Source organism: Streptomyces sp. cg35 (assembly GCF_050410835.1).
Classification (GTDB): domain Bacteria; phylum Actinomycetota; class Actinomycetes; order Streptomycetales; family Streptomycetaceae; genus Streptomyces.
Genome location: NZ_CP191268.1, coordinates 699,724 through 714,109, shown reverse-complemented (window position 1 = coordinate 714,109; position 14,386 = coordinate 699,724). Strand labels below are relative to the sequence as shown.

Below are 14,386 nucleotides of genomic sequence, written 5' to 3'. Positions count from 1 at the left end.
TCTCCGACATATCTCATTCACCAGGCAAATGAGCTTCTTGGCATAGTAAATGCCAGGTGAAGGGAGTGGAATACCCCTTGGTTGATCCTCCAGCCGAGGCCCCGGAAAACTCGGAGTTTCCGTGCTGTGAACCAGTCGTCCGCGGCCGGATCCCGTTGCTTCACTGACCGGCATGGACCTGAACACCGTGGTGGAGATACGGGATGCCCGGGATCCCGCGCCCTGGCAGCCGGGCGACGCGTGGCTCGGCGGCGGCACCTTCCTGTTCTCCGAACCCCAGCCGCGCCTGCGGCGCCTGGTCGACCTCAGCCGCACCGGCTGGACCCCCGTGCGGCGCCACCCGGACGGCTCCGTGGAGATCGCCGCCACCTGCACCATCGCCCGACTGTCCCGCTACGCCGCGGCGTTGACGGACGCAGCGGCGCCCCTGTTCGAGCAGTGCTGCCGGGCCTTCCTGGCCTCGTTCAAGATCTGGAACATGGCCACGGTCGGCGGCAACCTCTGCAACGCCCTCCCGGCCGGCCCGATGATCTCGCTCACCGCCGCGCTCGACGGGGAGTGCCTGCTGCTCGCCCAGGACGGCGTACGCCGCCGGGTGCGCGTCGCCGACTTCGTCACGGGAGCCGGCCGCAAGGTCCTCGCCGAGGGGGAGTTGCTGCGGTCGGTGACCCTGCCGGCCCGCGCCCTCGCCTGCCGCACGGCGTTCCGGCAGGCGTCGCTGTACGGCCTCGGCCGCTCCGGGGCGCTGGTCATCGGGGCGCTCGACCCGCACGACGGATCGCTGGCCATCACCGTCACCGCCGCGACCGTGCGGCCGATCCGGCTGTGGTTCCCGCTGCCGCCGAGTGCCGACCGGCTGCGCGCGGACCTCGACACGGCGATCCGCGACGACGAGTGGTTCGACGACATCCACGGACTGCCCGCCTGGCGACGGCATATGACACTCCGGTACGCGGAGGAGATCCGCCGCGAGCTCGAAGGGACCCCCGCACCATGAGGACCGACATCAACGGCCGCCCCTTCGAGGACGAGCCGCGTCCCGGCCAGTGCCTGCGCACCTACCTGCGCGAACGCGGCTGGTTCGGGGTGAAGAAAGGCTGCGACGCGGGGGACTGCGGCGCCTGCACCGTGCACGTCGACGGCGAACCCGTGCACAGCTGCCTGTACCCGGCCTTCCGCGCCGACGGCCGAGCCGTCACCACCGTCGAGGGGCTGGCCGCACCGGACGGCGAACTCCACCCCGTGCAGCGGAAGTTCCTCGACGCCCAGGGATTCCAGTGCGGGTTCTGCACGGCCGGGTTCATGATGACGACGGCGGCCCTCTCCGACGACCAACTCGACGATCTCCCCAGAGCGTTCAAGGGAAATCTGTGCCGCTGCACCGGCTACCGCGCCATCGAGGACGCCGTACGCGGCCGGTGCCACGTCGAGGCCCCCGCCCCCGGCGAGTCCGTCGGCCGCAACCTGCCCGCCCCCGCAGGCCCCCAGGTCGTCACCGGCACCGCCCGCTACACCTTCGACCTCGACGTGCCCGGACTGCTGCACATGAAGCTGCTGCGCTCCCCGCACGCCCACGCCCGCATCACCGCGGTCGACACCGCCGCCGCCCTGCGCGTCCCCGGCGTCCACGCCGTCTTCACCCACCAGGACGCCCCCGAGCGGCACTACTCCACCGCCCGCCACGAACACCCCGAGGAGGACCCCGACGACACCCGCCTCCTCGACGACACCGTCCGCTACATCGGGCAGCGCGTCGCCGCGGTCGTCGCCGACAGCGAGGCCGCCGCGGAAGAGGGTTGCCGCCGCGTCGAGATCACGTACGAAGTGCTGCCCGCCGTCCTCGACCCGGAGGACGCCATGCGGCCGGGCGCACCCGTCGTGCACGACAAGGACGCGGCCACCGCCCGCATCGCCCGCCCTCGCGCCAACGTCGTCGGCGAGACGCACGGCGAGACCGGCGACGTGGAGCGCGGCTTCGCCGAGGCCGACGTCGTGTACGAGGACACGTACCGTACCCAGCGCGTCCAGCACGCCAGCCTGGAGACGCACGGCGCCCTCGCCTGGCTCGACGAGGACGACCGGCTCGTCGTGCGCTCCAGCACCCAGACCCCCTTCCTCACCCGGCGGGCCCTGTGCGCGCTGTTCGACCTGCCGCAGGACAAGGTCCGCGTCGTCGCGGGCCGGGTCGGCGGCGGCTTCGGCGGCAAGCAGGAGATGCTCGTCGAGGACATCGTCGCCCTCGCCGTGCTGCGGCTGCGCCGCCCGGTGAAACTGGAGTACACCCGCGCCGAGCAGTTCTACGGAGCGACCACCCGGCACCCCTTCACCATCGGCGTGAAACTCGGCGCCCGGCGCGACGGCACCCTCACCGCGCTCCAGCTCCGCGTCGTCTCCGACACGGGCGCCTACGGCAACCACGGCCCGGCCGTGATGTTCCACAGCGTCGGCGAGTCCACCGCCGTCTACCGGGCCCCGCACAAGAAGGTCGACGCGTACGCGGTCTACACGCACACCGTTCCGGCCGGCGCCTTCCGCGGCTACGGCCTCGGGCAGGTGATGTTCGCGCTGGAGTCCGCGCTCGACGAACTCGCCCGGCAACTCGGCCTGGATCCGCTGGAGTTCAAGGCCCGCAACATCATCGGCCCGGGCGAGGCCATGGTCACTCCCGGCGGCGAGGAGGAGGATCTCCACATCGCCAGCTACGGCCTCGACCAGTGCGTGGACATCGTGCGCCGCGCGCAGGCCGAACTCGCGGGCGAGAGCGCCCCGGAGGGCTGGCTCGTCGGCGAGGGCACGGCCCTCGCGATGATCGCCACCGGCCCGCCCGGCGGCCACTTCGCGGACGCCCGCGCCGCCCTCGCCTGCGACGGGACGTACGAACTCGGCTTCGGGACAGCCGAGTTCGGCAACGGCACGACCACCGTCCACCGGCAGATCGCCGCGGGCGAACTCGCCACCACCGTCGACCGCATCGCGGTGCGCCAGTCCGACACCGACGTCGTCCGCCACGACACCGGAGCCTTCGCCTCCACCGGTGTCGTGGTCGCGGGCAAGGCCACCCTGCGCGCCGCACGCGCTCTGGCCGACCAGATCCTCGACGTCGCGGCCGCCCAACTGCGCGTCCCGCGCGCCGACTGCCGTCTGGGAGAGGAGGCCGTCCTGCACCCCGGCGGACGCCTCCCGCTGAAGGAGCTGTACGCCGCCGCGCAGGCCGTCGGCGTGACCTTCACGGCCGAGGGGCACTTCGGCGGCACCCCGCGCTCGGTCGCCTTCAACGCGCAGTGGTTCCGGATCGCCGTGGACCCCGGCACCGGCGAGATCCGCATCCTGCGCAGCGTGCACGCGGCCGACGCCGGACAGGTCATGAACCCCATGCAGTGCCGGGGCCAGGTCGAGGGCGGCGTCGCGCAGGCGCTCGGCGCCACCCTCTTCGAGCACGTGCGCATCGACGAGCACGGCGCCGTGGAGACCGCCGCCTTCCGCCGCTACCGGCTCCCTCAGTACGCCGACGTGCCGCGCACCGAGGTCCACTTCATGGAGACGCGCGACGCCATCGGCCCGCTCGGCGCGAAATCGATGAGCGAGAGCCCCTTCAACCCCGTCGCCCCCGCCTTCGCCAACGCCCTGCGCGCCGCGACCGGCATCCGCTTCACCGAGCTGCCGCTCACCCGCGACCGCGTCTGGCTCGCCCTGCGCACCGCTCAGACCCAGGAGGCGTAGTCCCCCGTCACGCGGATCGCACTGATGCCGCTGATGTGCCGGGCCCCGCAGCGGTCCTGCGGCAGCACGAGCTGCGGCCCCGCCCGGTCCAGCGGGCTGTCGTCGACGGTCAGCGCCAGCAGGACCGGCTGGCCCGCGAAGTCGGGGTCGATCTCGGCCCAGGACAGCAGCGCGTGGTGACCGTCGGCGCCGCGCACCGCGACGAGATAGCGCAGCCGGTCCTTGCGGCGCACCGGGTCGAAGCCCGGCCCCGCCGCCGACAGCACGTCGTACAGCCGCGGACCGGTGAAGCGGTGGTGCTGGACGCCGCTGGTGGCGCACTCGAAGTCGACCTCGGCGCCGTGCTGCGACCAGGCCCGCAGATCGGTCACGGACAGCCGGGCCGGCCGTGCGAGATCGCCGCTCAGCGTCAGCTGCGCCACGGGGTCGGCCACGGGTTCCGTCATGGACTGGCTCATGGGCCACCACCTCCCGCAGGACCGTACCCGCCCGATCGCCCCGTACAAACGCACATGCGTATATCCAAGGGGCAAGATCCCAGCTCATGCGATGTGACAGAAGACTTACACCTTGCAGGTGCGGCAGTATGATCCCCGCAACCCATCGGCTGCCGCACCAGTCGAAAGCTCAGGAACCAAGGGAGTGGACCCGTGATAACCCGTTCCGCGCGCCGGACCCGTCGGATGCTGTCCGTGGCCGGCCTCGGTACCGCCGCGCTGCTGACCCTGAGCGCCTGCGGCTCGTCCGACTCCGGCTCGTCCTCGGACTCCTCCGCACCGGCCTCCGCGGACAAGAAGCTGTCCGGCACGGTGACCGTGTTCGCCGCCGCCTCGCTCAAGGAGAGCTTCACGACGCTGGGCAAGCAGTTCGAGAAGGAGCACCCCGGTACCAAGGTCACCTTCAACTTCGGCGGCAGCGACAGCCTCGCCGCGGGCATCAACGGCGGCGCCCCCGCGGACGTGTTCGCCGCCGCGAGCCCCAAGACCATGAAGATCGTCACCGACAAGGGCGGCGCGTCCGGCGAGCCGACGACCTTCGTGCGCAACCAGCTGGAGATCGCCACCCTGCCGGGCAACCCGGACAAGGTGTCCTCGCTGAAGGACCTCACGAACTCCGACCTCAAGGTCGTACTGTGCGACAAGAGCGTGCCGTGCGGCGCCGCCGCCCAGAAGGCGCTGGACGCCAGCAAGCTGAAGCTCACCCCGGTCTCGTACGAGCAGGACGTCAAGAGCGCCCTGACGAAGGTCGAGCTGAAGGAGGCCGACGCGGCCGTCGTCTACAAGACCGACGTCCACGCGGCAGGTGACAAGGTGGAGGGCGTGGAGTTCCCCGAATCGACCGACGCCATCAACGACTACCCGATCGCCCTGCTCAAGGACGCGCCCAACGCCGCCGCCGCGAAGGAGTTCATGAAGCTGGTGCAGTCGGCCGACGGGCAGAAGGTGCTGACCGAGGCCGGGTTCCTCAAGCCGTGACCTCGCTCGACAAGTCCGGCGCCGCGGCCGACACCCTCACCGGTGGGCCGCGGCGCCGCCGTGTCCGCACCGCGCCGCTGCCCCTGCTGCTGCCCGCCCTCGTGGGCCTCGCGTTCCTCGTGGTGCCGCTGCTGGCGCTGCTCGTCCGCGCCCCCTGGCGGGACCTGCCGTCCCAGCTGACCAGCACCGAGGTGTGGCAGGCGCTCCAGCTCTCCCTCGTCTGCGCCACGCTGGCCACCCTCGTGAGCCTGGTGCTCGGCGTGCCGCTGGCCTGGCTGCTGGCCCGCACGGAGTTCCGCGGCCGCGGTCTCGTACGCGCCCTGGTGACACTGCCGCTCGTCCTGCCCCCGGTGGTGGGCGGTGTGGCGCTGCTGACGGCGCTCGGCCGCAACGGGATCGTCGGCCAGTACCTGGACTCCTGGTTCGGCATCACCCTGCCCTTCACCACGACGGGCGTGGTGATCGCCGAGGCGTTCGTCGCCATGCCCTTCCTCGTCATCAGCGTCGAGGGCACCCTGCGCGCCGCCGACCCGCGCTACGAGGAGGCCGCCATGACGCTCGGCGCGTCCCGCTTCACCGCGTTCCGCCGGGTGACGCTGCCACTGATCGCGCCCGGCATCGCCGCGGGCTCGGTCCTCGCCTGGGCCCGTGCGCTCGGCGAGTTCGGCGCGACCATCACCTTCGCCGGGAACTTCCCCGGCCGCACCCAGACCATGCCGCTCGCCGTCTACCTCGCCATGCAGAGCGACCCGGCCGCGGCGATCGCCCTCAGCCTGGTCCTGCTCGCCGTGTCCATCACGGTTCTCGCGGGCCTGCGCGACCGCTGGATGACCGCCTCATGACCGAGACCGTGACCGACCGCGAGTCGGCCCGCCAGGACGGCGCGGGCCTGGACGCCCGTCTCGTCGTCGACCGTGGCACCTTCCGCCTCGACGTGACCCTGGCCGCCGCCCCCGGCGACGTCGTCGCCCTGCTCGGCCCGAACGGCGCGGGGAAGACCACCGCGCTGCGCGCCCTCGCCGGCCTCGCCCCGCTCGACGACGGCCACCTGCGCCTCGACGGCCACGAACTCGACGGCACCCCGCCCGAGTCCCGCCCCGTCGGCGTCGTCTTCCAGGACTACCTCCTCTTCCCGCACCTGACCGCCCTGGACAACGTCGCCTTCGGGCCCCGCTGCCAGGGCAGGACCAAGTCGGAGGCCCGCGCCGAGGCCACCGCCTGGCTCGACCGGATGGGGCTCGCCGCCCACGCCGGGGCCAAGCCGCGCCGCCTGTCCGGCGGCCAGGCCCAGCGCGTCGCCCTCGCCCGCGCCCTGGCCACCCGGCCCCGCCTGCTCCTGCTCGACGAGCCCCTGGCCGCGCTCGACGCCCGTACCCGCCTCGACGTTCGGGCTCAACTCCGGCGCCACCTGGCCGAGTTCGAGGCCGTCGCCGTCCTGGTCACGCACGACCCGCTGGACGCCATGGTGCTGGCCGACCGCCTGGTGGTCGTCGAGGACGGGCACGTCGTCCAGGAGGGCGCCCCCTCCGACATCGCCCGCCACCCGCGCACCGACTACATCGCGCAGCTCGTCGGCCTCAATCTCTACCGGGGCCGCTCCGACGGCCACACCGTCCAGGTCGACGGCGACGGTCCCGCGATCACCACCACCGAGGACCTCGACGGCCCGGTCTTCGTCGCGTTCCCGCCGGGAGCGGTGACCCTGCACGGCGAGCGGCCCACCGGTTCCAGCGCGCGCAACCTGTGGCGCTGCGAAGTGGCCGGCATGGAGACCCACGGCGACCAGATCCGCGCCGCCCTCACCGGCGAACTGGCGCTCGCCGCCGACCTCACGACCGTGGCGGCCGCCGAGCTCGACCTGCACCCCGGCGCCACGGTGTGGGCGACGGTCAAGGCGGCGCAGACCCACGCGTACCCCGCCTGATCCGGGACCTTCGGCCCCACTTGGTCCCCTGCGGCGAGGGTCCGCCACGATCTGCCAGGCGCCGCCGTCCGGGCGCCTGGCACCTGCGACGGGGGTGGGGCTCTGGCGCGCCCGGCAGGACTACGGTGAGGTCGCAACAGGCCCCGTAAGGGGCAGAACACCGCTATTCGTAAGGCGCGCCGTCATGACTCTGAGCATCCGCAACCAGCTGCCCGGCACCGTCACCGCCATCACGTCCGGCGAGGCGATGGCGACGGTCAGGGTCCGCCTCGACGGCGGTCAGCACCTCACGGCAGCCATCACCCTGGAGTCCGTCAAGGACCTCGGCCTCGCCGACGGCTCCGCCGTCCGGGCCCTGGTCAAGTCCACCGAGGTGGCCCTCGCCACCGGCCCGGTGGAAGGCCTGTCCATCCGCAACCAACTGCCCGGCACCGTCACCGACGTGACCACCGGCGCCGCCATGGCCTCCGTCAAGATCTCCGTCGACGGCGGCGAACTGACCGCGGCCGTCACCAAGGACGCGGTCACCGACCTCGGCCTGAGCGCCGGCTCCTCCGTCGTCGCCCTCATGAAGTCCACCGAGGTGTCGCTCGCCACCGTCTGACAGGCCGTTGCGTGACCCGCGGGGCCATCGGGGAGGATGGCGCCAAGAAGATCGTCCGGGCCCGCGGGTCCCCGCCTCTGGAAGGAAACGACGAGCTCATGCACATCCTCGTGACCCGTGCCCTGACGGAGGACCTCGGATGACCGGCGGCGAAGCCCCCGTCCTCGTCCACCGGGAGGGCCGGGCCGCCCACCTCGTCCTCAACCGGCCCCGCGCCCTGAACGCGCTCAACCACGACATGGTGCGCCTCATCGACCAGGCGCTCACCTCCTGGGAGGACGACGACACCGTCGGGACCGTCGTCATCACCGGCGCGGGGGAGCGCGGCCTGTGCGCGGGCGGCGACATCCGCGCGGTGCACGACGACGCGCGGGACGGCGACGGCACCGCATCCGCCGCGTTCTGGCGCGACGAGTACCACCTCAACGCCCGTATCGCCCGCTACCCCAAGCCGTACGTCGCCGTGATGGACGGCATCGTGATGGGCGGCGGCGTGGGCGTCTCCGCGCACGGCGGCGTCCGAGTCGTCACCGAACGCTCGCGGGTCGCCATGCCGGAGACCGGCATCGGTTTCGTGCCCGATGTCGGCGGCACGTACCTCCTGACGCGTGCGCCCGGCGAGACGGGCACCCGCCTCGCGCTGACGGGCGAGCACATCGGGGCCGCTGACGCCCTGCTGTGCGGGCTCGCCGACCACTACGTGCCGTCGGCGGCGCTGCCCGCACTCCTGGCCGAGCTGGCGACCGCGCCGGTGCGGGACGCGCTCGCGCGCCACGAACTCCCGGCGCCGCAGGGAGAGTTGACGGCTCAGCGTGACTGGACGGACACCTGTTTCGCGGCGGACACCGTCGAGGAGATCGTGGACCGCCTGCTCGGCCACGGCGACCCCGCGGCCAAGGAAACGGCCGAAGTGCTGCTCAGCCGGTCGCCCACCGCCGTCAAGGTCACCCTGGCCGCGATGCGCCGGGCCCGCGCACTCGACTCCCTGGAAAGCGTGCTCGACCAGGAGTACCGCGTCTCCTGCGCGGCGCTGAGCGGCCCGGACCTCGTCGAGGGCGTCCGCGCCCAGGTCATCGACAAGGACCGCAGGCCCCGATGGTCACCGCGCACCCTCGCCGAGGTCACCGACGCCGACGTGGCACGCCACTTCGCACCGCTGGGCGCGCGCGAACTCGGCCTCGGCGCGCGCAGGTCGTAGCCGCACCGGCACTGCGAGCAAGATCACTCCGGCCGGGGCTGTCTTGGCCATGCACGCGACACGCGGTACCTTCAGTGCGTATCGACGACGGCACGACGGAAGCCGGTGGAAATCCGGCACGGTCGCGCCACTGTGTGCGAGCGGTCCCAGGACCGCTCGTGAGTCAGACCCGTGGCTGTCGTCCTGTGCACCACCGAGATGGGACGCGAACTCCCGAGGAGGCCCTGCCATGGCGCAGCCTGTCGCCCAGCCGACCGCCACCACCCCTGTCATACCGGCAAAACTGCCGCTGAAGGTGATCGCCCCCTGGGCCGCCTTCTTCGGCATCCTGATGCTCGTCCTGCTCTACTTCGTCGGCGCCGAACAGGGCGCCACGTCCGTGTTCAGCGGCGCGGAGGTCCATGAGTGGGTGCACGACGCCCGCCACCTGCTCGGCTTCCCCTGCCACTGACCAGAGGGACGTCGCGCAGCTCATGAACTCGACAACCGTACGCAACCTGCTTGTTCGGGGCATGCTCGCCGGCCTTGCCGCCGGCGTGCTCGCCCTGGTCATCGCCTACTGGCTCGGTGAGCCGAACGTCGACAAGGCGATCGGCTTCGAGGAGAGCGGCCACGCCGGGCACTCCCACGGCGACGAGGTCGAACTCGTCTCCCGCAGCCTGCAGTCGACGGCCGGACTCGCCACCGGCGTCCTCGTCTACGGGGTCGCCTTCGGCGGCATCGCCGCGCTCGCCTACTGCTTCGCCCTGGGCCGGGTGGGCCGCTTCGGCCCGCGCGCCACGGCGCTGCTGCTGGCGGTGTGCGCGCTGATCGCCGTGTACGTCGTGCCGTTCCTGAAGTATCCGGCCAATCCGCCCGCGGTCGGCAACGGCGACACCATCGGCAAGCGGACCACCCTGTACTTCCTGATGATGGTGCTCAGTGTGCTGCTCGCGATCGGCGCGACGATCCTGGGCAAGCGGCTCGCCCCCAGGATCGGCACCTGGTACGCCACCGTCGTGGCGGTGCTCGGCTTCGTCGTCGTGATCGGCGTGGCCTTCGCGTTCCTGCCCGTGGTCAACGAGGTGCCGGACCACTTCCCGGCCGCTCTGCTGTGGCGCTTCCGGCTCTCCGCCCTCGCCGTACAGATCACGCTGTGGGGTGCATTCGGCCTGCTCTTCGGTGAGTTGGCCGAACGGCTGCTGCGTCCGCGGTCCGCCGCGGTGCCCGCTCGGGCGGTGCCGGCCGGGCAGTGACCCGACCCGTCGCACGAGAGGGCCCGCGGAACCGTCCGGGGGCCCTCTCGCGTTCGCGGGGGCCGGCCGGGCCACGCGTCGCCGACCGGGCGAGGAGGGGAGGAGCCGAGCGGCCGGACCGTCCCGGCCGCGCCGCACCACCCCCGGCGGTCACGAGGTGATCGCCGAACGGGAGCGAGATGTGCGGGGGCGGAGAGGTCCCCGCTCCAGGTCCGCCACTGGAGGCGCCGCCGACCGCCGCGGGAGCGCGGTCGGCCGCGCCGAACCCGGAGGCACCGCTCCCTGGCCGGCAGCGGGCCTCGTTCCCCTCGGCCGGGTCAGGACGGGCCCAGTGGACGGCCGAGCCCGACGTTCCACCGCCCCAGCCGCCCGCTGAGCTCCGTGACCGTCAGCGGCGCCACGTCCAGCCGCCAGAACGCGGCCGGGGGCGCCCCGATCGCCTGCACCACGGCGGCCCGCACCACGTCCGGTTCCACCACCGCGACGAGACGCCCCGCGCCCGGCTCCACGCCGCCCAGCCATCGCGCGACCCGCGCGCACACCTGCGCCACCGACTCCCCGCCCGGCGCGGCGGTGCCCGGTTCGGTGAGCCAGCGCCCCAGGGCCTCGGGCTCGGCGGCGCCCACCTCGTCCAGCGTCCTGCCGCGCCAGCTCCCCGCGTCGATGCCCGCCAGTTCGGCGGCGGTCGACGCGGTCGAGAGCCCGAGCGCGGCGGCGGTCTCCCGGCAGCGCGCGCTGGGCGACACCACCACCCGGGCATCCGCGGGCAGCGAACCGGCTGCCGCGCGGGCCCGCTCGGCCCCCGCGGGGTCGAGCGGATCGCCGTCGTCGAAGGCGGCCCGGCGCTGCGCCGCGCTCAGGGCGGGTGTCACGAGAAGGACGCGACTGGTCTGGTTCATAGGAGTCGAGACTAGCGACCGGCACCACGCCCCCACCGGCGAGGACCAGGGCGGGAGCGCTCTCCGAGAGCCCAAGTGCCGCTGTTGCGAAGCCACTTGATGAGGTGCCGGAACACCCCTGGAACGGGTGGGCCCGGCGCCGCTTCCTGAAACAGGGCGTTCACTTTCTCTTGACACTGCCACGTCAGAGCGAGAACACTCCCCGGCGAGAGAGCGCTCTCTCGACCCGTGCGCGACATGTCCCACGGACGGCGGCCACCCCTCGTGCCGCCGCCCACCCCCCACCACACGTCGTACCGACATGGCAGGAGGTCTCCATGGCACGGAGATCGAAAATCTTCTCAGGGCTGCTGATATCCGGCGCACTCGTACTGACCACGCTGGGCGTGGGCGGCGTCGCCCTCACCGCCGGCGCCGCCGAGGCACCCGCGCAGCAGACGTCCTCGTCCGCATCCGTCCACCAGGGCCACACGATGGCCGCGTCCACCCGAGCCGCCGCCGAGGACGCGGACGGCGACGGCTACATCCCGGCGAACCCGCCGGTCACGGGCGTCGAACCGTCCACGAAGGAGCCGCCGCACGCCTACTTCCACGAGTTCCAGGCGCACTGCTCCGTCACCCACACCAAGCCGGACGACCCGATCGTCTACCCCGGCCAGGCCGGAAAGTCCCACGACCACACGTTCATGGGCAACACCACGACCGACGCGAACAGCACCACGGACTCGCTCGGCAGCGGCTCCACGAAGTGCCTCGCGCCGGGCGACAAGTCCGGCTACTGGATGCCCACCATGCTCAACGGCGACCAGCCGGTCCTCCCGGTCGGCGAGCAGACCATCTACTACAAGGCCGGTGTCACCGACTACACCAGTGTGCGGCCCTTCCCCAAGGGACTGCGGTTCGTCGTCGGCAGCCCGATGCAGACCGCGCAGGAGTTCCGCAACCACCCCGGCTTCGTCGAGGGCTGGGAGTGCGGTGACAGCTTCTTCAACGTCGACTTCCCCAAGGACTGCCCCACGACGCCGTCCACCCAGGTCAACATCCGCTTCCAGGCGCCGAGTTGCTGGGACGGGAAGTACCTGGACACCCCTGACCACAAGAGCCACATGGCGTATCCGGTCGTGAAGAACGGGACCAACGACAACATCTGCCCGGCCGACCACCCCGTCGCCCTGCCGATGATCGAGTTCAAGATGGCGTTCCCCGTCAACGGCGACCTGTCGAAGCTGCGGCTGTCCAGCGGCCCCAGCTACTCGTTCCACTACGACTTCTTCAACGCCTGGGACGACCGGACGCTGAAGGCCATGGTCGACCACTGCGTCGTCGGCGGCCTCCAGTGCGACCCGCGCGGCTACGACCAGAACCACCCGGAGAAGGGCGCGGTCCTCAACGACCACTACGAGCTGCCCTGACCCCGCGAAGTACCCGGGGCGGCGGCCGTCCTGACCGGCCGCCGCCCCTTCCCCTCCCTCTCTCCCTCCCTCTGCTTCCCCTCTCTCTGCCCCCTCTGCTTCTCCCACCGACCCCCACCGGAGGCACCCGCATGCGCAGGACCCGCACCACCAACCGCAGATCGCACCGTCTGGCCACACCCGTCACCGCCGGGATGCTCGCGGCCGGCTTCCTGGCCCTGCCCGCCCAGCACGCGCAGGCGGCGGGCGACGTGGTGAAGGTGACCGGATCGCAGGGCAACTGGCAGCTCCAGGTCAACGGCTCGCCGTACCAGGTCAAGGGCCTGACCTGGGGACCGTCCGTCGGCGACGCCGACAAGTACCTCCCCGACCTGAAGTCCATGGGCGTCAACACCATTCGCACCTGGGGCACCGACGCCACCAGCAAGCCGCTGTTCGACTCCGCGGCCGCGAACGGCATCAAGGTCATCGCCGGCTTCTGGCTCCAGCCCGGCGGCGGCCCCGGCAGCGGCGGCTGCGTGAACTACCTGACGGACACCGCGTACAAGAACCAGATGCTCGACGAGTTCCCCAAGTGGGTCGACACGTACAAGGACAACCCCGGCGTGCTGATGTGGAACGTCGGCAACGAGTCCGTACTCGGTCTGCAGAACTGCTACAGCGGCGACGAACTGGAGAAGCAGCGCGACGCCTACACGACCTTCGTCAACGACATCACCAAGAAGATCCACGCCGTCGACCCGAACCACCCGGTCACCTCCACCGACGCCTGGGTCGGCGCCTGGCCCTACTACAAGAAGAACGCCCCCGACCTCGACCTGTACGCCGTCAACTCCTACAACGCGGTCTGCGACGTCAAGTCGGCCTGGGAGCAGGGCGGTTACACCAAGCCGTACATCGTCACCGAGACCGGTCCCGCGGGGGAGTGGGAGGTGCCCGACGACGCCAACGGCGTTCCCCAGGAGCCCACCGACCAGGCCAAGGCCGAGGGCTACACCAAGGCGTGGGGCTGCATCACCGGGCACAAGGGCGTCGCCCTCGGCGCCACCATGTTCCACTACGGCACCGAGTACGACTTCGGCGGCATCTGGTTCAACCTGCTGCCCGCCGGTGAGAAGCGGCTGTCCTACTACGCCGTGAAGAAGGCCTACGGAGCGGACACGTCCAGGGACAACACCCCGCCCGTCATCTCGCAGATGGACATCGAGGGGGGTGCGTCGAACGTGCCCGCCGGACGCGATCTCATCGTCTCCGCCAAAGCGACCGATCCCGACGGCGACCCGCTGTCCTACCAGGTCCTGAGCAACAGCAACTACATCGACCAGAGCAAGCAGCTCGTGCCGATGCAGGCCACCGACCTCGGCTCGGGACGGCTGAAGGTGACCGCCCCGGACAAGCCCGGCGTCTGGAAGATCTACGTCAAGGTGACCGACGGCAAGGGCAACGTGGGCGTCGAGACCCGCTCGGTGCGCGTCGTGCCGCCGCCCGTCGACGGCACGAACATCGCCCTCGGCAAGACCGCCACGGCCTCCTCGCAGCAGACCACCGACTACGGCGACTGCCCGTGCACCGCCCCGAGCGCCGTCGACGGCAAGAACGACACCCGCTGGGCCAGTGACTGGAGCGACCCGCAGTGGCTCCGGGTCGACCTCGGCTCCCGCCAGTCGTTCCGGCACGTCCAGCTCAACTGGGAGACCTCGTACGCGAAGGCGTACACGATCCAGACCTCGGACGACGGACAGAACTGGACGACCGTCCGCGAGGTCACCGACGGCAACGGCGGCGTCGACGACTTCGACGTGACCGGCACGGGCCGCTACGTCCGCGTCAACGGCACCGCCCGCGGCACCGGATACGGCTACTCCCTCTACGAGTTCGGTATCTACAACTGACCGGAATCCGATAGAACGACACCGTGA

13 protein-coding genes are annotated in these 14,386 nt (G+C 71.7%); 11 read left to right on the top strand and 2 right to left on the bottom strand.

From position 1 onward, the window contains the following. Positions 1-172 precede the first annotated feature (172 nt). Positions 173-997: an FAD binding domain-containing protein gene (locus ACQUQD_RS03495; protein ID WP_428950424.1), complete on the top strand. Its 825-nt coding sequence runs from the start codon at positions 173-175 to the stop codon at positions 995-997. Beyond that, positions 994-3,720, top strand: a complete 2,727-nt coding sequence (locus ACQUQD_RS03490; protein ID WP_428950423.1) for a molybdopterin-dependent oxidoreductase — start codon at positions 994-996, stop codon at positions 3,718-3,720. The genes ACQUQD_RS03495 and ACQUQD_RS03490 overlap by 4 nt, the downstream gene beginning before the upstream one ends. Here the strand turns inward: ACQUQD_RS03490 and ACQUQD_RS03485 are convergent. Continuing rightward, positions 3,702-4,178, bottom strand: coding sequence for a molybdopterin-dependent oxidoreductase (locus ACQUQD_RS03485; protein ID WP_428950422.1), 477 nt, complete (start codon positions 4,176-4,178; stop codon positions 3,702-3,704). The two genes, ACQUQD_RS03490 and ACQUQD_RS03485, sit on opposite strands and share 19 nt — an antisense overlap. 195 nt (positions 4,179-4,373) lie before the next feature. Between ACQUQD_RS03485 and modA the strand changes: the two genes are divergently transcribed. The 7 genes from modA to ACQUQD_RS03450 all read left to right on the top strand — a co-directional run bounded on the left by modA (position 4,374) and on the right by ACQUQD_RS03450 (position 10,156). Further along, entirely contained in the window at positions 4,374-5,195 is an 822-nt protein-coding gene (modA, locus tag ACQUQD_RS03480; protein WP_428957442.1) for a molybdate ABC transporter substrate-binding protein, read from the top strand. After that, complete coding sequence (gene modB / locus ACQUQD_RS03475) at positions 5,192-6,037, top strand: molybdate ABC transporter permease subunit (RefSeq protein WP_428950421.1); 846 nt, start codon at positions 5,192-5,194, stop codon at positions 6,035-6,037. The genes modA and modB overlap by 4 nt, the downstream gene beginning before the upstream one ends. Further along, entirely contained in the window at positions 6,034-7,119 is a 1,086-nt protein-coding gene (locus ACQUQD_RS03470) for an ABC transporter ATP-binding protein (protein WP_428950420.1), read from the top strand. Before modB ends, ACQUQD_RS03470 begins: the two co-directional genes overlap by 4 nt. A gap of 184 nt (positions 7,120-7,303) precedes the next feature. Beyond that, positions 7,304-7,723 (top strand): TOBE domain-containing protein, encoded by a 420-nt coding sequence (locus ACQUQD_RS03465; protein ID WP_428950419.1) that lies wholly within the window; start codon positions 7,304-7,306, stop codon positions 7,721-7,723. Between the two features lie 139 nt (positions 7,724-7,862). Then, entirely contained in the window at positions 7,863-8,921 is a 1,059-nt protein-coding gene (locus ACQUQD_RS03460; protein WP_428950418.1) for an enoyl-CoA hydratase/isomerase family protein, read from the top strand. Positions 8,922-9,150: 229 nt separating this feature from the next. Beyond that, complete coding sequence (locus ACQUQD_RS03455) at positions 9,151-9,372, top strand: CbtB domain-containing protein (protein ID WP_428950417.1); 222 nt, start codon at positions 9,151-9,153, stop codon at positions 9,370-9,372. A 22-nt stretch (positions 9,373-9,394) separates the two neighbouring features. After that, a complete protein-coding gene (locus ACQUQD_RS03450) occupies positions 9,395-10,156 on the top strand; it encodes a CbtA family protein (protein WP_428950416.1) in 762 nt (253 codons plus the stop codon). A 317-nt stretch (positions 10,157-10,473) separates the two neighbouring features. Here the strand turns inward: ACQUQD_RS03450 and ACQUQD_RS03445 are convergent, their stop codons facing one another. Then, positions 10,474-11,055 carry a histidine phosphatase family protein gene (locus tag ACQUQD_RS03445; RefSeq protein WP_428950415.1) on the bottom strand — a complete coding sequence of 194 codons (582 nt, stop codon included), beginning with the start codon at positions 11,053-11,055 and terminating at the stop codon, positions 10,474-10,476. Positions 11,056-11,372: 317 nt separating this feature from the next. Between ACQUQD_RS03445 and ACQUQD_RS03440 the strand changes: the two genes are divergently transcribed. Further along, a complete protein-coding gene (locus ACQUQD_RS03440) occupies positions 11,373-12,467 on the top strand; it encodes a DUF1996 domain-containing protein (protein WP_428950414.1) in 1,095 nt (364 codons plus the stop codon). A gap of 131 nt (positions 12,468-12,598) precedes the next feature. Further along, positions 12,599-14,359 carry a discoidin domain-containing protein gene (locus ACQUQD_RS03435; RefSeq protein ID WP_428950413.1) on the top strand — a complete coding sequence of 587 codons (1,761 nt, stop codon included), beginning with the start codon at positions 12,599-12,601 and terminating at the stop codon, positions 14,357-14,359. The last annotated feature ends 27 nt before the right edge of the window (positions 14,360-14,386 follow it).